Genomic DNA, 21,323 nt, shown 5'->3' on the forward strand with positions numbered 1-21,323 from the left:
ATTTGTGGATCAAGAATCCGTGTATTATTGGACTGTATGATGACTAGTATTCTGAAACGAACATATCTGGTAACCGGTGGTGCGGGCTTTATCGGTTCTCATCTTTGCGAAGCCTTATTGGAGCAAGGCGGAGAAGTGATCTGCCTGGACAATTTATGTGATTTCTACGATCCTGATATCAAGCTGGCAAATCTGCGAAATATGCTATCTCAGCCGAATTTCAGCTTTATCAAAGCCGATATCCGGGATGCCCAAGCACTGAATCATATATTCTCCTTCAATAATATCGATATGTTGATCCATATAGCGGCCATGGCAGGAGTTCGCCCCTCAATCCAAAATCCGGATTTGTACTATGACGTAAACCTCATGGGAACGCTGCGACTCTTGGAAATGTGCCGCGCTTATGGCGTAAACAAGCTTGTTTTTGCGTCTTCCTCGTCAGTGTACGGAAACAACCGGGTACCCTTCTCGGAAAGTGACCCGGTGGACAATCCCATTTCTCCCTACGCCGCAAGCAAAAAAGCAGCGGAATTGATGTGTCATACATGGCATTATCTCCACGATATCTCCACTATTTGTCTTAGGTTTTTCACAGTTTATGGTCCGCGCCAGCGCCCGGATTTGGCGATTCACAAGTTTGCCCGGGATATATTGGCTGATAGAGCTATCACCATGTTCGGATCTGGCTCCAGCGCAAGAGATTATACTTATGTGGACGATATTATTCAGGGTGTAATAAAAGCTATTGAACGCTTGGAAGATTCCAGCGAAAAGCTGTATGAGATATACAATTTGGGCAATTCCAGCCCTATCACTCTGCAGGATATGATTAAGAGATTGGAGCATGCTTTGGGAAAGAAAGCGAAGATTCGCTGTAAGGACATGCAGCCAGGTGATGTCGAGTGTACCTATGCTGATATCAGCAAAGCAGAAGAAGCTTTACATTACAAGCCCCAAACCGAATTTGAGGAGGGTTTGGCGAAATTTTGCTCCTGGCTGATGCAAAACACTAAGGATTGAGGGAGTTGGCTTCCTCTTAGCATTGATACGCAAGCACCATCTGTCCGCCACAAATGCCGACTGCTGGTTGAATACTCCACTTCGTTCCGCTGTAGAACTGTGCCGCAGAGGTGCGATGATCACTTATCAAATCCCCATGATCTGCGATATCTCCGTGCTATTCAAGCAGTGCCGAAGCTGATATAAAGGCGTTATAATCCAGTGCTCACTCGATAATAACCCGATGATATCTGCTTTAAAACAGGGCAATTGCGAAAGGTAAAACGCTTCTGTCTGTAGAGCAAAAGTACTCGCTTTCACTCGTAGTCAAATGAATGGGGAGGGAGGCTCTTAGTTCGGAGTTGTCTTGTGTTGCAGTGCTGCAGTTGACGGCGCTACGCACCGTTGAATACTTGCTTGCGCTCGTTTTCAAGTAAAAGATGAAGAAATGAATGCTGAATAATGGTGGTGCCGCACCTAAGCCTGGAGAGCGCCGCTACAAAATCTGCGTAATCTGCGTGAAACTCAAACGAATGCACTCCGCTTCGTCCGCGGTTGTACAGTATATTTATCGATGATGGATCGAATCACCCAACTTGCCGCCATCATGCCCATAATCGCCGGCATATAACTGATGGAACCAATCGTCTGCCGCTGTCTGCCTCGCTCAATTATCAGTTCATCACTGCTTTCCACATCGTCCAGCGTATCCAGGGCAAGCTCCGAGGAATACACACAGGGAAAGTCCAGCTTCACTCCTCTGCGGCGCAGAAACTTACGGACTCTGCGCGCAAGGGGACAATTGTAGCTTTTACTGATCTTGTCCAAGTGGATTTGGGAGGGATCCAGCCTGTTTCCGGCACCCATCACCGAGATGAAGCGCCTACCGTTTCTTGCGAGATATTCCAGGAGCCCGATCTTGGGGCCCAGACTATCGATGGCATCGATCACAAAATCCGCATCCCTGGTTAGCTCATTTCTGTTTTCCGCATCCAGAAAGACCTGATGGCTGGTAACTTTCGCCTCTGCGTTGATCTCCAGAATGCGCTCTTGCATCAGTCCAGTCTTAGGCTTACTGATGCTGGATAGGGTGGCGAGCAATTGACGATTCAGGTTACTGGGACTCACAGTATCAAAATCGATTAGAATAAATTGCCCGATGCCTGCTCTGGCCAAGGCTTCAACAGCATAAGACCCTACTCCGCCCAGACCGGCAATACATACCGTGTTGCACGCCAAGCTCTTTAGGGCGTCTGTGCCTACCAGCAGTTCGGTTCTGGAAAAATCCGTCATAAGTCATATCCGGTAAGGCGCTTACAGTTTATCGCCTGCTCTTTTGTTAGTGTATCCACCGGAATCCCGGAGAGTTCTGCGCTGCGAGCAATAACGTTCTTAAGCCTCAATAGCGGATTATGCTCTCCCTCCTGCACATAATAGCGGGTGATGTCAGTCTCAAAAAGGTAGCGCCCACTATCCAGCATCGCCTTCAGCAGCATGCGTTTATCCTCTCTTAAGATGCGTTCGCTGATTGTGAAATAACAATCCAGCTTCAAGAAGCTCTGAAAGGCTTCCACACTACCAGCATAGCCATGCATCAGATAACGTAAGGGATAGCGGCTCAGGATGTTATAGGCTTCCTGCTGATGCCCAACGATGTGCAGTACCACCGGAAGACTGTATGAACGGGCAAGCTCAAGCTGCCGGATAAAAGTATCCTGCATCTCCTGTTTATCCGGATTGTTCCTGTCCAGCCCGATCTCCCCTATTGCCCACACCAGTTTCTCCTCGCATAGCCTGCGCAAGTCTGCTAGTTCCAGATCACATTCATCGAAAGAGGGATGGATTCCCGCACTATAACGCAGACAAATTCCCTTTTGATCCCGGTTTTGTGCATAATACTCCAGATCCTCTTTGCAAAGTGCTGAGGAAAGATAGTGGCTGATGCCTTGCGACAGTGATTCTTCAAGTAGCGGCTTTAGCGGCATCATCTGCGAGAGGTTTGCCAGATGACAATGGGCATCACACAGCATCATAGCTTCAATTCCGGTAATAGTTTTGTGATCTGCCCTGCCGCGCGCTCTCCCGCTTTACCATCCAGAGCATCAAAGAAGATGGCGTTTGCTTTCTGCCTCTGTATGGAATGCTCTCCTGGGTGCTCCAACACGCGCTTTATGGCACCTTCCAGCTCTCCAAACCGCTCTATCTGGATGCTGATATCAGAAATGATGTCATACACTTCCGGCACCGAACGGCGCGCTACGGGCAGCCTCCAGCTTACCATTGGTTTATCTAGAGCGCATATCTCGGCGATGATGGAGGATGTATCTACAATACAGGCATCGGCTTCTGCAATATACTGCAGGGGACTTTCCTCAATATATCGGATTCCTTTGAGTTCCCGCAAACGTTTGATGTAGTCAGGATTTGTCCATGGATGCACGCTCACGGCTATATCGTATCTATCCACCAGCTCCTGCAGGTGGTCTATCCAAAGTTCAATCCCGCTCATGCCGCTGCTGTCGTAAGTTGCGGTAAATAGCAGTTTTGGTTTTGCTTCAGCTACTTTTGTCACTGGTTTTGGCGGCAGATAGGGATCCAGCTTGGGATATCCGCCCACAGCTCCGCAACGCACTCCAATCTCCACGGCATTGTCCAGATCCTTCTGCGAGCTGAACATATAGAGGCTAAAGGGCAAATAGTTTTTTGCCGAAGTACGGCGTTTGAAATGATACGCACCATGCATCATGCCGATCTTGATCACGCGGGAACACGGAAATTTGTGTGCGGAAACCCGACACATGATCACGGCTTTGGGGAACACAGGCAATCTACGCACCAATATGCCACTACTCTTCAGGTATTTGAACGTATCAGCTTTATCGGTAACGATAGGGATGGGCTTGAGGTATTTCTGCACCGGTTGCCAGATCTCCAAATCCACCGGAGTGTGACAATAAAACACAGTCTCTCTGCGCTTTCTCAGCAGGTTCAATAGCTGCCATGCCGCACTGTAAATAGGTTTGAGTAGATAATACGAAAATACCATTATTGCAGATACCAGGCAATGCTGCGAGCCATGTGCTGTTCAAACATAGCATCGTTGTTTTTGAATACCCATTCTCCATCGCTAAAAGTATAGTAACCTTTGCCTCTTACGATGATGTTTATCCCAAAATGCTGAGCTTGAAATTCAAAAAGATACAGGTTGCCGGCATCGTCCTCGCCCAAATCTACAGCGAGGAAGGGTGAATTGAAAGTTTCAAAGAGTTTTTTTGCTGCAGTCAAGGCCGGCTCGGGTTTCGATATCGTAAAATCGAAGAGCTTGGTTCCGCTGGCTCTGAAATCTCCTTCCCTAGTGTGGCGCTTGCTAATGAAGTATTTGTCTCCCAATACTATCACCCGGTAGTCAAAATTGAGGCCGGGGACAAACTGCTGCAAAATAAAGGGTATCTCTTTACTAATGTAATCAGCATAGCACAGAGCATCCTTATATACATCGTAGCCGGGGTAGCCTGGAAACTGTTTGTTTTTGCGTAGATGCTTCCGCCGCCAGAAATCCAGCTTTTGTATCGCCCCCGGATGCTTTTCGTGCTTATCAAGCTGTTTATACACATCTTCTTTGCTATGCACCAGCGCTACTCCCGTTCCGTTTGATCCAGTTAAGGTCTTAAATACCATGGGAAAACTCAAATTGAAATAATCCATCTCTCGTTTGGAACTGAAATAGTAGTAATCCAGGCTATGAATATCCAGCTTCTGCTTCAAAAGCTCCTGCCAGCCTTTGTTTTCATGACACAGAAATAGCTCCAGCGGAGGTAACAGCCTGTTTCCCCTGGCTTGCAGATACAACAGGCAATCGCGGATGTAATACCGTAGATTGTCCCGATGGCTAAAAGTATAATAGATATCCTGGTTTTGGGGTGAGATATTGCCGTTTATCACTTCATGAAAGCCGTGTATATGCACCTGAAATCCGCATTTGTGCAATTCATCGATGAATAGCTTAGTTTCTATGCTCATCCAGGGCTTGCGGGTCTGTCCGATAAAGTCGTCGTAACCGGTTAGAACATATAGATCCTTCATGCAAAGCTATCCTCTATGTAGTTTAAAACATCCGTGTAATGTATCCTGCGCATGCAATCGTGGTGCTTCAAAGGACATTTCTGCGGGCCATGACTGCTGCAGGGACGGCACTGAATATCCACTTCAAACACCTTGTCTTTTGGTCCAAAAGGAAAATATCCAAAGCGCTGTACCGTAGGTCCAAAAAAGGCAGTAACTCTGGTCTTCATGGCATTGGCTATGTGCAGAGCGCCGCTGTCGTTGCAGATCAGCATTTTGCAGCGCGAGAGTATCGCTGCACTTTGCAACAGATTGGTTTTGCCAGCCAGGATCAAAGCGTCCGGGCATTCTTTTTTGATTATCTCACACTTCGGTAGGTCTTCCGGAGCGCCAATCAAAACGATGCTAAAGCCCCTGTCCATCAATGCCGCGGCAAGCGATGCGTAATACTCCACCGGCCAGCATTTGGTAGCCCACACCGAACCGGGCGCCATGGCGATGATCGGATTCCCCTCCAAAACCATCAGCAAATCCTCAGCCAGTTCCTGATCCTGCGTTGAAGGGAAGAGCTCGGTCTGAACAGAAAATTCCCTTTCGCTCAATAGTTTCATCAACTCCAGGTTCTTACGCGCTTTGTGAATCCCTTTGGGATGCATTGTCTTGAGCGTAAGCAGCCAGGGCATTGTTCCCCTGTCGAAGCCCACTCTCTGCGGAATACCTGCCAGATATAGCAGCAGATGCGTTCTGCCCGAGCTATGTGGAGATATCGCCAGGTCAAAATGCCGGGCTTTCAGGATTTGAACTACTTGCATCATGCTCTTCAGAGGGTATTTGCGTTTGGGATAGCTGATCACATTGTGCAGATGGGGGTTGTTTTGCAAAAGCTTAGCCGCTCCGGGCACCACCAGGGCATCAATTTCCGCATCGGGATACAGCTCCCGGACTGCTCGGATCAACGGAGTTATCAAAATCACATCGCCGATAAAGGCGGTTTGCACTATCAAAATTCTCTTCATAACAGTTCTTTATACAAATCCAGATTTCTCTGTGTCATCTGCTCTTTGCTAAACTGCTGTACCCGTTTCAGTGCAGCTTCACCCAGCTTTTGCCGCAGAGATGCATCCTCCGCCAGCGTCAAAATCGCCTCTGCCAGAGCATCAGGATTGCGCTTCTCCACCAACATTCCACTGATGCCATGCTCTATCATCTCCGGGATACCGCCTGCTCTGGTGCCGATCACCGGTAAACCAACACTCATGGCGTCCAACACCGAAGTGCCCAAACCTTCTTTTTTGGATGCCAGCACAAAGATGTCAAATGCTTTCAGAAAGCCGCCTACACTCTTTTGAGAACCCGCAAAGCAAATCTTTTCACTTATCCCCAGCTCTTGTGCCAAGTCCTGCATGGCTTGCAGCCTTTCACCAGTTCCTACCGCCATAAAGTGTAGCTTGGGATTTTTAGCGAGCGCTATTGCCGCAGCTTGGATTAAATTCGGATAATCCTTGTGAAACACAAATGCGGCTATAGTGCCTATCAATACGCTATCTTCCGGTATCTGCCAATGCGCTCTGAAGCCTGGTGATACCTGATCCTTATCGAAACGCGTGACATCCACTCCGCTATGGATGAGGCGGATTTTGTCCGGCGTCACGCCATCTTTCAGCAACACATTACGGATGTTATCAGAGATCGCCACTACAGCATTGGTGAATCTACCCCTATACTTCAGCCGGGAGAGGAAATTCTTTGATAGTGCAAAATCCACTCTGCGCGCTGCTACAATTTTTAATGAAGGAACAAAGAGCTTTGCCATTATACCCCAGCCCAAAGCGTGTGCGCTGTGTAAATGCAGAATGTTGAATCGCTTTGCCCTGGCATAACGTGCCAGCAGAAATGCCGCCAGTGGATCCAGCTCTCCCCTAAAGGGCAAGGGCTTCACCGGCAGATGTTCCCGCCTAAGCCGATGCTGCATTTCAGATCCCCTCCGGCACACTAAATCACTTTTGATACCCAACCGGCACAGACCTTCATGCAGATAAAAGGCCTGTTGCTGACCTCCCCGCCAACCGCGTTCGGTATCTACATGCAATACCCTAATTTCTTTCATCGGTGATACTTGTGCCATATACCCCAGGCGGAGTTTTTGCATAGCAGATAGCCAGGATAGCCATCCAGAAAACCAAGCTGAAGAATATACATCTTTATAAACTTGTGTGCTGCCCTCAGTCCGGCAAAGACGGAGCTTTCCGGGAGCACCTGTGCCAATGCGCTATAATGTCGCATTTTCTCAAAATGGCTTTCTACCGTAGGATATGTATAGTGATGCATCAGAAAACGGCAAGTATCTTTTACCTGGCTTACGCGAATCCCTTCGTGCACCTGCAGATCGTTGAAGCCACCATATTTTCGGTTAAACAACCGCAAGGGAGCATCCTTCTGCCAGCCGCAATAGCGGATCGATCGGCCCAGATAGTAACTAAGGCGCTTGATATGCCAGGCCTTGCCTTCAAAATCCCGCTCACGAAGGGCAATCAATTCCTCCTGTAGACTGGGACTCAAGCGTTCATCGGCATCTATGGATAGTATCCAATCGTTACTTGCCATACTAACTGCCTGCCCCTTGGCCTTGCCAAAGCCTTCCCAGGTTTCCAACCGCTCCACTCTTGCCCCCATAGCCTCTGCTCTGGCGATAGTATCGTCCTTGCTGCCGGTATCCAACACAACTATCTCATCCACCCAGGCAATGCTCTTCAGGCAATCCTCGATATTCGCACTTTCATTTTTAGTGATCAGCACAGCAGAGAGCTTTTGCATAAGCTAGTCCCCCATATCCACTAAAAGGTCATCCCGACGGGCGTCTAACCCCATATCGCAATAGAACGATGTCTTTGTGATGAGATCCGCCTTCTTTCTGGCATGATTCCTATTGCGCCGCTCGCCTTCTGTGTGATAAGGCTCGTGATACAAGTGCAATGGAAAGTGATCCTTTACGAAGTTATAACCCACCCGGCCGCTTGCTTTCAGCCTTTTACCCAGGTTATCATCCTCATTTCCCCAACCCACAAAGCTTTCATCAAATCCATTTACCCTTTGGTAATCTGGCAAATGCATTGCCGAGACTCCGCTGCGAAGCTTTACCCCTTTGCAATAGGGCAACCCAAGAGACTGCGTGATATAATAGAAATAGTCTTTGCGCCATTGCTGCCGGATCTTTCGGTATTGCTCTGTTGAGACCAGATCTTTAAATGATCTGCGGGTAAGGTCTTGCTGCAGCAATGCCTCAGTCTGCTTCTTGCTAAGGCGCACGGGGTATCCGCTTAGGAAGCGCCCCTCCTTCAGTGACTGCAAAATGCTCTCCAGATACTTTGGGGGAATCACGATATCCTGATCCAGAAATACTATGATGTCGCCGCTGCATACGGAAACACCGTTGTTGCGTACCCGCGCTGCTCTGAAATCCTGATGTTCCTGCCGCACATAACGTGTCTTACCGCTAAATTTCTCCCGAAATTCTCTCAGAATCGGCAGCGGATCTTCCTCGGAGCCATCATCGCTCAACACCACTTCATATGGCATCCGGCTCTGCCACAATATGGATTGCAGGCATTTTCGCAACAGGTTCAAACGGTTATATACTGTGATAACAATGCTTATCCTGTCTTTCTGAATGCCGTCAACTGCTTTCATCGCTTTAGCTCAATGTAGTTCTTGAAAGTACCAATGGGCCCGGTAATCTTTTCCAGCAGCGACAGCAAGCGAATGCCAAGACGCTCGTGTTTATGCGGCTTTCTGCCGGGATGGGGCTTACCGCTGCTCTGCAGTTTATCGGCCCAATCGAAACGGGAGATCATGTCTTTCATCACTTCCGGATGAGTCTCTGTGAATATTGCCAGACGATCCAAAGGCCCATAGTCAAAATAATCCGGCACCGAAGCATAGTAGTTCTCTGCCCTGGCTTTGCCCCAATGCACGCTGTCCAGCGCCCGGCGTTTATTCTGCATCAGATGCGGCGGCCGTACCCAGCCATAATGGTAAATGTATGCATCCACGCTTGCTACTTTCAGCTTGCGGGTTCCGGTTTCCTGACGCGGATTGTCGTAGTGTTCGAACCAGCGGAAAGATTGCGCGCTTTGGTACGAATGAATATTGGGCAGATTCCGTACGATGCGTATCTCCCAGGGATACCAGCCGTGACCACTGTGATAATGCCGATAATCGCCCCAAAAATGCCGGTATTTGAAGAGCAAGCCTTCCACTTCCGTATCATGCAAAAGCTCTTCACAGCGGGCTTTGATAGCAGGCAGATACTTTTCGTGCACCACTTCGTCTGCTTGCACATAGAACAGCCAGTCGCCGCAGCACTCCTTCATCGCGATATCGGTTTGATAGCTGTTGATCATTCCGCGATGGCAGTACTTTTCTTCCCACACAGTATCGATGATGCGGATCTTGGGATCTCTGATGGCAGCCACCAATTCTCGTGTGTGATCGTCCTCATCTCCTTTACCGATCGCAATCACAAATTCATCGCAGATGGGCAATATCGAGCGGATGGCTTCCACGGTAGGGTAATACAGCTTTTCGCCGTTTCGTACAAAGGAAAAACCGCTAATCTTCATGGCTGCTCCTTTAGCTATTAAATTGTAGATTGTACAGGGTCTGATATCTCTCGCAACGCTGCAAAAGCTCTTCATGACTGCCGCTGTCGATGATGTTGCCGCCTTCCAGCACCACAATCTTATCCGCCGCAAGGATGGTGGAAAGCCGATGTGCGATCAGGATCACAGTGCGGTTTTTGGTGGCTTCATCAATGGCATCTTGCACCATGCGTTCACTCTCCGTATCCAATGCGCTGGTAGCTTCATCGAAGATCAATATGGGCGGATTTCCCACGATGGCACGGGCTATGCAAAGCCTCTGCCTTTGTCCTCCGGAGAGGTTCAAACCCTTTATATCCAGCATCTGATCGTAGCTGTCAGGGAAAGTCTCGATGAATTCATCCGCGTGAGCGATCCTGGCAGCGCTGCGGATTTCAGCATCGCTAAGCTCTTTTTTGCTGCCATAAGAAATGTTTTCCCGCACCGTCTTGGTAAAGAGCACACTATCCTGGGTCACCACGCCAAAGAGATTGCGCAGGTCGTCCAGCTTGATGTGGCGGATATCGATGCCGTCCAGCAGGATTTGCCCCTCTTTCACTTCGTAGAGCCGGTTGATCAGGTTTGTTACGGTGGTCTTCCCGCCTCCGCTGGCACCCACAAAGGCAATTTTCTTACCCTTGGGTATCTCCAGATTCAAGCCCTTGATCACCGGTTTGCCTGGTTTGTACCAAAAGCTGACCTCACGAAACTCGATGGAGCGCGTGAAATCGGTCTTGCTAACGGCGTGTTCATCGTCCTGAATATTGGATTCCTGATTGAGTACCAGGGCGATGCGATCCAGGGAAACCGTGGCTTTCTTGATCTCGGTGTAGAGCTGAGTGATGCTCTTCATGGGGTGCAACATGGAAAACACAGCAAAGAGAAAGGCAGTAAAATCTCCCAGGGAAAAATCCCCCGCGGGATCCAGGATCATACCACCGCCGATGATCACCACCACTACTCCGGTAATGGCGGAATTCAGCTCCGAAAGCGGCACGTTCATTGCGCTGTAGAGTTGTGCTTTTTGCCACAGCTTCTGATGCTTGTTATTGATCCTGCAAAACTCCCGGTACTCCTCGTCCTCCCGGCGAAATGCCTTCACGATTTTGATGCTGTTCAACACTTCTTCCACGGCACTGAACATCGCTGAAATCTGGTTTTGAATGCGGCGGGAGTATTTCTTGATCTTTTTTCCCAAAAACCCGATGGTGAAAGTGAGTAGCGGCACTACCAGGATGCTATAGGCAAACAACTTGGGATTCAGATAGATAGCTATATACATATAGACTACTACAGTACTGAGATCGCGAATGCTGTTGAAGGTGGCAAAAATGAACTGATTGGAGACTATCTCCACGTCGTTCACCATGCGTACGATGGCATCCCCCACTTGATTTTTGCTGTAGAACTCCAGGCTTTGATTCAGATAACGCCTGAACATGTGCCCACGCATATCCCGGATCGTTCTGCCGCGCAACAATACAAAGAAGCCGCGATTGGCAAAGTATGCCAGATTCTTCAATATGATGACGATGACTATGGATATGCAGAGCAAATACAACAGAGACAATGAATCGCTGTACAACATCACTTCTTTCAGATCTTCCCACAGGGGTGCAAGCTCCGATAATGAAGATATCTGCAGGATTGAACCCTGTGTAGCCATGTAGTCCGATAGCGCTACCTTGATCGCGCCAATTATCTGCGGTGCATCATGGTAAATAAGCTCAGGTTTGTTTGGATTGAACACAAAGTCGAAAAGGGGAATGAGTGCTGTGATGCTGACGCCGCTGAACAAGGCATACAGAGCCATGAATACCAGTCCGGCAAGGATGTAGGGCCAATAGCGGAACATCATCCTATAGAGCAGGATCAGGTTTCCGCTTCGTTTTCCGCTGTGTTCTTTCTTATCCATATTGCACCAATAAAAAAAGCCAGCAAATGCTGGCAAGAGAAAAAAGTGGCACGCCCTAAGGGAGTCGAACCCCTAACCTTCTGATCCGTAGTCAGATGCTCTATCCAATTGAGCTAAGGGCGCACATCGTTTTATCATCATTTCCCATGCTGCCTTTTCTGTCAATAAAAAAATGGTCGTGAATGGCTTTGTCAAGGTTCAAATTGGTTATATACTCGCTATTTATGGGTACTGCAGTGTTGCAGTTGGTGGTACTGCGATGAGAATTCGATCCGTCTCCTTCACCCCTCAATAATCTGTGTAAATCAGTTTGATCTGCGCAATCTGCGTGCCATTCACCCTTCATACATTAAGCAGAGATAAAGCAGATATCATCGGGTTATCATCGAGTGACCACTGCTTTATAACAGCTTTATATCTGCTTCAAATCTCCTTCAGTAACAGGGGAAGGAGATTGTGCCATAGAGAGTTGCTTTGCTTCTGATGACCGTTTTGGGTTAGTGCGAAAGATATTGATCAATGCAGGGCAGACAGTGGAAAATAATAGCCCAATGTATTCCAACTGTGGATATATTTCAACAGAAAAAAGGTTCAATTGTGGACTTGAACACTTTTTGTGCTTGACACCCATACAATAGTGTTACAATTATGTTATTGTATTCTATAAGAGCAAAATCGTTGGTAGTTTGCACCCACAAAAAAAGAAAGAGGAGATGTTCTATGATTACAGTGGAATATGTGTTGGTGGCATTCACGGATCTTGAACTGAAAGCCTTCGATATCCCCAAGTTACGCGGATATTTCACCCATAAATATGCAGATGATTCCATCTTTCACAATCATCCTGAACCTGGCGAGAGCGCTTATAGGTATCCTGGTATTCAATATAGGATATACAAGGGCCATCCTGCTTTGATCGGAATCGGAGAGGGAGTAAATTCCCTGAAAAGGATAATCCTGGATAACCATAATATCAGGATTGGGAATAGCTACATGCCAGCAAACGAGATTTTGGTGGATATCCGCCAAGAAGAATTCGGCCAATGTGAGGACATGCAATCCTACCGGTTTCTCTCTCCCTGGATGGCTTTGAACCAGGAGAACTACAGGGAATATATCAAGACCACCACCATCGACCAAAATGCCCGCTTACTAAAGATCCTGCGTGGCAATCTGCTCACCATTTCCAAGGCTTTCTCGTACACTGTTCCGGATATGGATGCCGTAGAAGTGGAAGGCTCGTTCAATACTGTATCCCGCAATTTTCATAACATCCCCATGCATTGTTTTACGGGAAGATTTTCCATGAACTTCAAAATACCGGACTACTTGGCTTTGGGTAAACAAGTGGCACGAGGTTTTGGAGTATTGGTGTCTGCCACTCACATTAGCACATCATTCAATTCGTCTCAACAACCATCTTAGGAATAAGGAGCGGCTATGATCTCTATATATCGATTACTTGGTAACAACCGAATGCTTATTGAGGGATTCTATGATATGGATCCCTCAGAGCAAAAGCTTTATATTATCCGTCAATTTTGTGCAGATGATAGCTCTTTCCATAATAAAAAGAAAGATCTGCAAATGTATGGTAGATTGATTCGTATGAATTTAGATACACAAAACAAAGCGATCTCGTTTGTTCAAGATAATGAGATAAGTCCTGGAACATGCACCAAAAAGCTGATCTTCAGAAATTATTCATCAAATGATCCCAATATATATGGGTCTCATATCGGTTACAAATCAATTTTTTCTTTTGCTTTGATGGAGTACATAGAGAAGAATCGTAGTGAAATAAAATGGAGCTATCCGGAACAAGTTGATGAATGTTTAGATTATCTTCAGAATATCGGTCAACGCTTTTTTATACGTGATACAATCGGTATAAGACCACAGTATATACTACTTCCGAAAGAATTACAAGCCGATTTCCCCTATCCTGATCCTATTCAGGAAGTTACAGACGATGTTACCCCTGCGAAGGAAATAGTAAAAGAAAAAAAGAAACTGAGAGCAGAATATAATAAAGCATTAGAGAAATACTTCGAAAAGAGCTTAGCTCATATTGTCGGGGAAAGACCAGCATATGCATTGAGTATAGATGGGAAACTGATACATGAAATCGAGAAGATCAGGTCTTGCTATATCGATGTCTTGTACTATTATATGGTAGATAAGAAATTCCCGGATTCAAAAGAGCTTAGACATTGTCCTCTATGTTCAGCAGACAAATATCTGGCCAGTGATATTGCCCTAAAGCAAAAGTTCTATGGTATTTCTAATAAACCCTTCTTTGACAACATGAAAGAAAAACGTAGTTTTACTGCTTTTACAGCGTGCAAGGATTGTTATCACCAGGTCACGGTTGGCACCAGTTTTGCCTCTTCTTCCTTGAACACATATCTGATAAATCTTCGCTGTCTGGTTCTTCCGGAATTGAAATACCAGGCAAACAGTAAGGATCACACACAAGAAATTGATCCCGAGCAAATCAAAGTAATCCCCAGATTGTTAAAAAAACAGAACAATCAAGACCGCAGACGCAATCTTGCGATATTAAGAAATCTGCAGGATCGCTTCAACAATTTCTCTCTCTTTTTCTATTATGAGCCCAGTCCTACCAGTCAGGAGTTTATCGTCAACCGTTTGATCAAGAATATTAGCCTACCCTCTTTGATTGAAAAGTACGAGAATCTCTGTAGTATATCCTTGGAAAACAAGCTGCATGAATTATTCGATGAGAGTTTCAGTATGTCCTTTGAGGACTTGAAATTCATGATTTACCCCTCTAAACAGTCAAGACCCAATATGAAACCAGCAGACTTCCAGAAGATTAACAGGAGCATGCTTACACTTTTGTCTTCTTATCTATACTCTCAACCCATAAACATGATTAAACTCTTAAAAGGCTTTGTGAATGTCTTTCATGGTAAGATCCAGAATTCAAACATTTCTATCTATCGCTTGGATTTGTCTCCCTATATAATGAGTCTTTATATGAAGCATCTCGATAACTTTAAGCTATTGAAAGGAATAAGAAAAATGGAGGAAAAAGTTATGACAACTACTCTGCAAAACCAAGAATTGCTCGAGTATTTCAAGAATCATCCTCATGTGTATGAGGAAAACTACTTTGCTCAGGGTTTATTTATATTGGGCTGGTACCTGAATGAGCTGGAGTATGCACAAAAGCAAAAGGGAATAAACCGCACTGCGGTTCATAAGCTAAACTTGAGGGGTATTCCAGTACAGAAAGTAAAATCGATTTCAACAGTTATTGATGATCTGCGTCTGGTTTGGGAAGTATGGTCAGATCCTGTGCTAGATGCCTACTATCGAGAATGCTTATGTGAGTCGGATATGAATATGCCACCTGAAGAAGTGGTATTCCATATCCTTAGCGGCCGCTCCTATCGCAAGTATATAGGATTGTTAAAAGGCAAAGAAAAGAAAGAAATTCAAGACAACAACGATACCGAAATGGAGGCACAAAATGATTAAGAACAATTCTGAGATCCTATTTCTCTACGATGCTCTGATGTGTAATCCCAATGGTGATATGGATGATGAGAACAAACCTCGTATGGATTACGATACTTCTACAAATCTGGTATCTGATGTCCGCTTGAAGCGTTACATCAGAGATTACCTGGAAACAGCCAAAGGCAAGGAAATCTTCGTTACAGCTAATGCTAAAGATGCCAAAGAAAGAAATGAACAGATTAAGAAACAGAAACTACTTCATACCGACCTAATAGACGTGAGATTGTTCGGTGCTGTAACAGCTGAAGATAAGCGCGACGAAGGGCATTATACAGGTCCAGTTCAGTTTAATTGGGGATATTCACTCAATCCAGTTGAACTGATAGATAGTAGCACCATTACTTCAAGTTTCTCATCCGGAAAGGGTATCGGTAAAGACTATCGTGTTCAATATTCACTAATTGCATTTTCGGGAAGTGTGAACGCAAATGCCTCTGAAAAAACAAAACTCACTGATGATGATATTTTGCTGCTGGATGAATCTATCATAAAAGCTATTCCTTTGGCTAGAACCAGATCCAAGACTGGGCAGTATCCCCGACTGTACCTTCGCATAGAACTTATAGATAATCAGAGTTTCTTAAAAGACTTGCGTCCTATGCTAAAGATTGGACTCTCTAAAGTAAACGACTTGCGTCTTATTCGTAAAACGGAAGACTTCACTATAGATATCGATCAATTAGTGGATTATCTGAGCAGTAACAAATCAAAAGTCAAGGCAATTCACTATTTTAAGGATGATCAACTGGAGATTACCGGCTTCGAAAGAATCTTTATCGATCCAAACTGGAAACACGAGTTATCCCTTCTTTGACAGGGGGATAAGATGGAATACAACAATAGATTTGATACTATCTTGGAACTTCAGCTAAGTGGCCCATTAGCGCACTTTCGCAAGTTCTATACAAACGCATCTTCCTTAACATATAGCATCCCTCCCAGGACTGTTGTTTGTGGCTTATTAGCATCAATATTGCAAAAAAAAAGAGATTCATATTATAAGCTGATGAGTTCTAAGAACTTGGGTTTGGCAATATCAATAGCACCGGGATCAAGCTTTAAAAAGCAATTCTACACCATGAATTACGTAAGATATGATACGGGGATAAACGACGTTTCCGATCATAAACAATGCCGAATGGAGCTATTGATGCCACGGGATGGGAAAGAATTGGCCTGGATTTTGTATGTGGCCTTCAAAAAGGGGGAACATACAGAATTGGACTCTATTGAGAACAGAATTATCAATAAAGATTTGGGCTATGATATTTATCTGGGCCAGAGGCAATTCCGTGCCGGGATAAATCACGTCCGGACTTATCAAGATAAAGATATCCACGCTGTTCCGGAATCCCGTTACCTTGATTCCGCAGTAGAAAGAGAACAGATCAAGAGTATTGATACTGATTCCCTGATCATCAATATTGAACGTATGCCATTAGAACAGACAACAGAGGATTATGGTAAAAATAAATCTGTTATCAGGCGTTCTATCCGATTTGGTGATGTGTTTATGGAAGCAAGCGGAAAGCGCCTTACGGGTATGTTTTGTAATGTATTGGAACTAAATAACGAAACACGAACAAGGATATCCATGTTGTAATGCTGATATCACACCCTGCCTCAAAAGATAATCAACGAAAGCCTTTGCATGAACATCTGGAAAATGTTGCTATAGGTTGTAGAATCCGCATTCAAAGGCTTTCACTTTTTACCAGGGCAATAGACAAGGATACTTTAAGTAAACTGGCCTTCATTACTGGCCTCATGCACGACATCGGTAAGGCAAGTAAAGCATTTCAAAAACATGTAAGAGGAGGAAATAGCTCCGCATACACAAAGCACAGCCTTGTATCTGCACTTATTTTGTACGAAGTATTATCAATGGATACCAGTTTAGGAGAATATTCCTTACTAGCCTTTAAGGCCGTTCAAAGGCATCATGGTAATCTTAGTTCGTATGGATCGGAAAACCTGAGAGACGGAGTACTATTGAACACTACTTTGGCTATCTTTCATGACGTTCAGGAACAGATTATTGCAAACGAAGATATGCAATCCTTTTTGAACAATCATGGTATCGTAATGCCCAATCTGGACAAATCCAAGATCAAAACACTATTATTCAGACTTGAGGATTTTGGACCACTTGATGATGCTGAAGATGCCATAGAGCGATTCTTGATTCAGAATCTTTTATTCTCCGTATTGATTGACGCGGACAAACACGATGCTGCTCGTATTGAGCAGGAAATCGACATCAACCTGAAGGCAGATATATCTTTCTCTCCACAAAACTACTTAAGCAGTCTCAATCCCGGTACTGGTGAATTGAACTCAATTCGGAGTAAACTGCTGAATGCTGCTGCAGATGTTATGGATATTGAGACTAAGCGATTTGCTCTGAGCGCTCCGACAGGTAGTGGGAAAACTCTGGCTTGTATGTCGTTTACCGATGCATTACAAAAAGCTTCCAAACATAGAAGGCGAGTGATCTATTGTTTACCTTATACTTCCATTATCGATCAGAATTTTGATGAGGTAGAAAATGTCTTAAGCCATAATGGAAATGATGCCAAGAATCCGGATATACTGCTGAAACACCATCATTTGGTTGATTTTTCCAGAGAACGCAAGGATGAAGACTATGATTTGCATGCTTATCTAAACGATAATCTGATAGCCAATTCATGGAACTCAGCATGTATTGTCTCAACTTTCGTACAACTGTTTCATTCCCTAATAGGTTCAAGAAACTCATTGGTTCGCAAGCTTCATAATATTGTGAATTCCATAATCCTGCTGGATGAGGTTCAAAGCCTGCCTCCAAAGTATTATCCGCTTCTGCGTTGTTTCTTTAAAGTACTTACAGAGCGATTTGATACTATAATTCTCTCTTGTACTGCCACTCAGCCCTTTATCTTTGAACCTGGCACATTTCATGAATTGAGCCCTTCAAGAATTTTCGAATCGAGTGTGTTCAATAGAGTAAGTTTACAGATATGTACGAATCCTCAAACCCTTGGAGAATTTGCTCAATCTCTAGACTTATCCAATGTTTCCAGCGCCTTATTTGTCATGAACACAAAACAATCAGCCATAGACCTATATAACATACTGAAACAGCGCTTCAGCGATAAATATCAAGTATATTGCCTTACAACTCTCAACATACCATATTGCAGATTAAAACGAATCCAGAAGGTCCGAACAAATCTGAAAAACGGAAAAAGAGTGATATTGGTATCTACTCAACTTGTAGAGGCTGGGGTCGATCTGAGCTTTCAGCGAGTATATAGAGATATAGGTCCGCTTGACTCCATCATTCAAGTAGCCGGCAGATGCAATCGGCATGGAGAATTCGGTGAACTGGGGGGAGTAATGCAAGTAGTAAGTCTGCACAAAGATGGGAAAAAATACAACGCCAATGTATATGATAACTACCTGCTACAAAAGACCGATGAAGCTATATCTGATAGAAAGCAGATTGAAAGTAATCAATTTGCCGATATTATCCAAGAATACTACCGAAGTATACAATTCGGTGCAGAATCTCAAGCTATCATGAAAGCAATTGGAGAACTTAATTACGATCAAAGTAGACGCAACCAGCTGTCAATAAATGAATTTCGACTGATACAGGATCAGTATAATACTGTATCCTTATACATCTTACTTAATGAAGAAGCACAGCAGACTATGGAAGAATTAATATCGGCCAAAGAGATTCTAGATCAAACCAATATAGGAGATGAAGCAATATCCCACGCCCGTCTTGCGATGAAAAAATGCTATCATTTCTTGAGCAAATATCAGCTAAACCTAAGTGAATCAGACATAAAGAACTACAGTATTCAAAACTCATACTTTAACAAATTTAAAGATAAAGTGTATTACATCCCGTTAGTAGATATAGAAAAAGCATATAACTGCGAAACGGGATTTTTGAAGGTACCCTTGGAATCAGGTTCAGTGATGGCATTATAGATGGAACTTCACCTAAATACATACGGCTCTGCTTTACGTAAAAAAGATGACATGTTTGAAGTATTCGTCAACGATAAAAAGCTGAAAGTAGCGCCGCAGAAAATAAGTAGCATAGTGATTTCCAATGCCGTGCAGATCAGCTCGGACGCAATACAATTGGCAATGGATCACAATATTGACGTGGTGATGCTGGATCAATATGGCAATCCTTATGCCAGGGTATGGTTTCCCAAAATTGGCAGCACGGTACTGATTCGCAGGCGCCAATTGGAAATGCTCTCTGATGCTGTGGGCTTAGATTTCATAAAACGCTGGATTTGTCTGAAGATAATGAATCAATACCGATTTGTAAAAACTCTATTCTCAAAAAGGAACTGGATCTCCGAAGAAGATAATCAAAGAATGGAACTGATGCGGAATTATGCGGTTTCCATTTTCAATGCTGATGGCAATCTGGAAGAGCTATCACCGTTAATTATGGGCTTGGAGGGAAGCGCATCGAGAGTGTATTTTTCTTTGTTAGCAATGATGCTACCAGATCCATGGAAGTTTTCAGGAAGAAGTTCAAGGCCTGCTAAAGATGCTTTCAACGCCTTTTTGAACTATGCCTACGGAATTCTGTATTCCAAAACGGAAAAGGCATTGGTGATAGCGGGCTTGGATCCCTACATTGGTTTGTTGCACAGCGATAACTACAACAAGAAGAGCTTTGTCTTCGACTTCATCGAAAACTACAGAATCCTTGCCGATGAACCTGTGTTTTACATGTTTACCAGAAGTAAGTGCAAACCCGAATATCTGGAATCCGTGTACAAAGGAGTAGCCCTTAGTACAGAAGGGAAAAAATTCTTCGCTCCATATTTTTTGGAGTACCTCGATCAGATTATCCGATACAGAAATAAAAACCGAAAACAGATAGATATGATCCAAACTGATGCTCATGCTTTTGCAAACTTCCTGATCGGGAAAAAAGATAACTATCTGGAAGCATCTGTGTGCCGAAAGTTTGAGAACTTCATTAATCCACATACCGGTGATGTGTCTAGCGAGGAGGAGGATTGTTAACCTGGGTAATGTACGACATTGTGAAAGACAAAGCCAGGAATAAAGTGGTTAAATGCTGTGAAAGAGCAGGAATCTACCGGGTTCAATACTCAGTATGGTTGGGAGAAATGAATAAAACTCAGATCAAAGAACTAAGCAGCATGATCGAAGACCTATTAAATCCCGATCAAGACAAAGTATATATTTTCCCCATGTGCCGAGAAGATTTCAACGCCTGCATTTTACTGGGTCAAGCCTTTGAACGAAAACTAATTACCGATGAGATCAAAGCTCTCTTTACCTGACTTATGGATTTTCAATACATTACACCTTCTGAAGTTATGGAGTATATGTACTGCCCAAGGTTTTTGTACTACATGAATGTACTAGGGATAGATCAGCATGAACATCGGAGACACCTTGTCAATAAAGGAAGAGACATTCATAAGTTGAAACTGGTGCAGAATAAAGACTATATCCGGTCACGCATTGGAATAGAAGAGAAGCTTGCCGATGTATATATGAGCTCTCAGAATCTACGTCTAGTGGGAAAAGTAGATGAAGTGCTGCTTTTGAAGAATGGTTTTGCTGCACCCTTAGATTATAAATGGGCTTCTTGGGAAAATAGGATATATAAAACCCTGAAGATGCAACAAACCTTGTATTCATTGTTGATCGAAGAACACTTTGGCAAAAGAGTAAATATGGCTTACATTGTCTATGTCAGATCAAAAAATCATCTGCAGCCATTAGAGATATCTGATGCCATGAAACAATATGCTTTACACGTATTGGATAAGATATTTGACATTATCCACAAAGGTAGGTATCCAAGTGTTCGTAGTAATAAACGAAAATGTGAGGATTGTACCTATCGGAATCTATGCGATTTCTGATGGGTTCCTGACCGATAATTATTGACAATTTGCTAGAGATAATGATCTTTGCTTTTATATAGAGTGATCCCCCAGTGTCTGAAATGATGAAATCTAGGAGAATTACATCGATTTCATCGCCTATATGCTAGTTATCCTAGTCTGGACTGGAGTCCTAAGCTATTATTCCATTGTAGATTAGACCCAAGCCAGGGTATTTATCCATCAATCCATCAAACCAAGGGTTGAAAC

General features: G+C 44.4%; 19 protein-coding genes and 1 tRNA gene. 9 read left to right on the top strand and 11 right to left on the bottom strand.

What is annotated here, in order from left to right; genetic code table 11:
• Window positions 1–39 precede the first annotated feature (39 nt).
• Window positions 40–1,023, top strand: coding sequence for an SDR family NAD(P)-dependent oxidoreductase (locus PHF32_04550; protein ID MDD4559996.1), 984 nt, complete (start codon window positions 40–42; stop codon window positions 1,021–1,023).
• Window positions 1,024–1,527: 504 nt separating this feature from the next.
• Here the strand turns inward: PHF32_04550 and PHF32_04555 are convergent.
• The 11 genes from PHF32_04555 to PHF32_04605 form a co-directional block, all read right to left on the bottom strand.
• Window positions 1,528–2,295 carry a tRNA threonylcarbamoyladenosine dehydratase gene (locus PHF32_04555; GenBank protein MDD4559997.1) on the bottom strand — a complete coding sequence of 256 codons (768 nt, stop codon included), beginning with the start codon at window positions 2,293–2,295 and terminating at the stop codon, window positions 1,528–1,530.
• On the bottom strand, window positions 2,292–3,035 hold the full coding sequence (locus PHF32_04560) for a TatD family hydrolase (protein ID MDD4559998.1): 744 nt from the start codon (window positions 3,033–3,035) through the stop codon (window positions 2,292–2,294). Before PHF32_04560 ends, PHF32_04555 begins: the two co-directional genes overlap by 4 nt.
• The gene (locus PHF32_04565; protein ID MDD4559999.1) at window positions 3,032–4,048 is read right to left on the bottom strand and encodes a hypothetical protein; all 1,017 of its coding nucleotides are present in this window, start codon (window positions 4,046–4,048) and stop codon (window positions 3,032–3,034) included. Before PHF32_04565 ends, PHF32_04560 begins: the two co-directional genes overlap by 4 nt.
• Window positions 4,048–5,085, bottom strand: coding sequence for a hypothetical protein (locus PHF32_04570; protein ID MDD4560000.1), 1,038 nt, complete (start codon window positions 5,083–5,085; stop codon window positions 4,048–4,050). The genes PHF32_04565 and PHF32_04570 overlap by 1 nt, the downstream gene beginning before the upstream one ends.
• Entirely contained in the window at window positions 5,082–6,080 is a 999-nt protein-coding gene (gene waaF / locus PHF32_04575; protein ID MDD4560001.1) for a lipopolysaccharide heptosyltransferase II, read from the bottom strand. The genes PHF32_04570 and waaF overlap by 4 nt, the downstream gene beginning before the upstream one ends.
• Window positions 6,077–7,213: a glycosyltransferase family 4 protein gene (locus tag PHF32_04580; protein ID MDD4560002.1), complete on the bottom strand. Its 1,137-nt coding sequence runs from the start codon at window positions 7,211–7,213 to the stop codon at window positions 6,077–6,079. Before PHF32_04580 ends, waaF begins: the two co-directional genes overlap by 4 nt.
• The gene (locus tag PHF32_04585) at window positions 7,168–7,878 is read right to left on the bottom strand and encodes a glycosyltransferase family 2 protein (GenBank protein ID MDD4560003.1); all 711 of its coding nucleotides are present in this window, start codon (window positions 7,876–7,878) and stop codon (window positions 7,168–7,170) included. Before PHF32_04585 ends, PHF32_04580 begins: the two co-directional genes overlap by 46 nt.
• A gap of 3 nt (window positions 7,879–7,881) precedes the next feature.
• On the bottom strand, window positions 7,882–8,751 hold the full coding sequence (locus PHF32_04590; GenBank protein ID MDD4560004.1) for a glycosyltransferase: 870 nt from the start codon (window positions 8,749–8,751) through the stop codon (window positions 7,882–7,884).
• Window positions 8,748–9,683, bottom strand: coding sequence for a hypothetical protein (locus PHF32_04595; GenBank protein ID MDD4560005.1), 936 nt, complete (start codon window positions 9,681–9,683; stop codon window positions 8,748–8,750). Before PHF32_04595 ends, PHF32_04590 begins: the two co-directional genes overlap by 4 nt.
• A gap of 10 nt (window positions 9,684–9,693) precedes the next feature.
• Entirely contained in the window at window positions 9,694–11,616 is a 1,923-nt protein-coding gene (locus PHF32_04600) for an ABC transporter ATP-binding protein (protein ID MDD4560006.1), read from the bottom strand.
• A 46-nt stretch (window positions 11,617–11,662) separates the two neighbouring features.
• Window positions 11,663–11,739: transfer RNA gene (locus PHF32_04605), tRNA-Arg, on the bottom strand.
• Window positions 11,740–12,336: 597 nt separating this feature from the next.
• Here PHF32_04605 and PHF32_04610 point away from each other — a divergent pair.
• Genes PHF32_04610 through cas4 form a run of 8 tightly spaced genes read left to right on the top strand, consistent with a single transcriptional unit; the run spans window position 12,337 to window position 21,092 of the window.
• Complete coding sequence (locus PHF32_04610; protein MDD4560007.1) at window positions 12,337–13,041, top strand: CRISPR-associated endonuclease Cas6; 705 nt, start codon at window positions 12,337–12,339, stop codon at window positions 13,039–13,041.
• Window positions 13,042–13,056: 15 nt separating this feature from the next.
• Window positions 13,057–15,123 carry a TM1802 family CRISPR-associated protein gene (locus tag PHF32_04615; GenBank protein ID MDD4560008.1) on the top strand — a complete coding sequence of 689 codons (2,067 nt, stop codon included), beginning with the start codon at window positions 13,057–13,059 and terminating at the stop codon, window positions 15,121–15,123.
• The gene (gene cas7b, locus PHF32_04620) at window positions 15,116–15,979 is read left to right on the top strand and encodes a type I-B CRISPR-associated protein Cas7/Csh2 (GenBank protein ID MDD4560009.1); all 864 of its coding nucleotides are present in this window, start codon (window positions 15,116–15,118) and stop codon (window positions 15,977–15,979) included. Before PHF32_04615 ends, cas7b begins: the two co-directional genes overlap by 8 nt.
• A gap of 12 nt (window positions 15,980–15,991) precedes the next feature.
• On the top strand, window positions 15,992–16,768 hold the full coding sequence (gene cas5, locus PHF32_04625; GenBank protein MDD4560010.1) for a CRISPR-associated protein Cas5: 777 nt from the start codon (window positions 15,992–15,994) through the stop codon (window positions 16,766–16,768).
• The gene (gene cas3 / locus PHF32_04630) at window positions 16,768–19,152 is read left to right on the top strand and encodes a CRISPR-associated helicase Cas3' (protein MDD4560011.1); all 2,385 of its coding nucleotides are present in this window, start codon (window positions 16,768–16,770) and stop codon (window positions 19,150–19,152) included. The genes cas5 and cas3 overlap by 1 nt, the downstream gene beginning before the upstream one ends.
• Window positions 19,153–20,217 (top strand): CRISPR-associated endonuclease Cas1, encoded by a 1,065-nt coding sequence (cas1, locus tag PHF32_04635; protein ID MDD4560012.1) that lies wholly within the window; start codon window positions 19,153–19,155, stop codon window positions 20,215–20,217.
• Window positions 20,211–20,501 carry a CRISPR-associated endonuclease Cas2 gene (cas2, locus tag PHF32_04640; GenBank protein ID MDD4560013.1) on the top strand — a complete coding sequence of 97 codons (291 nt, stop codon included), beginning with the start codon at window positions 20,211–20,213 and terminating at the stop codon, window positions 20,499–20,501. The genes cas1 and cas2 overlap by 7 nt, the downstream gene beginning before the upstream one ends.
• A gap of 3 nt (window positions 20,502–20,504) precedes the next feature.
• Complete coding sequence (cas4, locus tag PHF32_04645) at window positions 20,505–21,092, top strand: CRISPR-associated protein Cas4 (protein ID MDD4560014.1); 588 nt, start codon at window positions 20,505–20,507, stop codon at window positions 21,090–21,092.
• Window positions 21,093–21,323 lie beyond the last annotated feature (231 nt).

This window comes from Candidatus Cloacimonadota bacterium (assembly GCA_028706475.1).
Lineage (GTDB): Bacteria > Cloacimonadota > Cloacimonadia > Cloacimonadales > Cloacimonadaceae > UBA5456.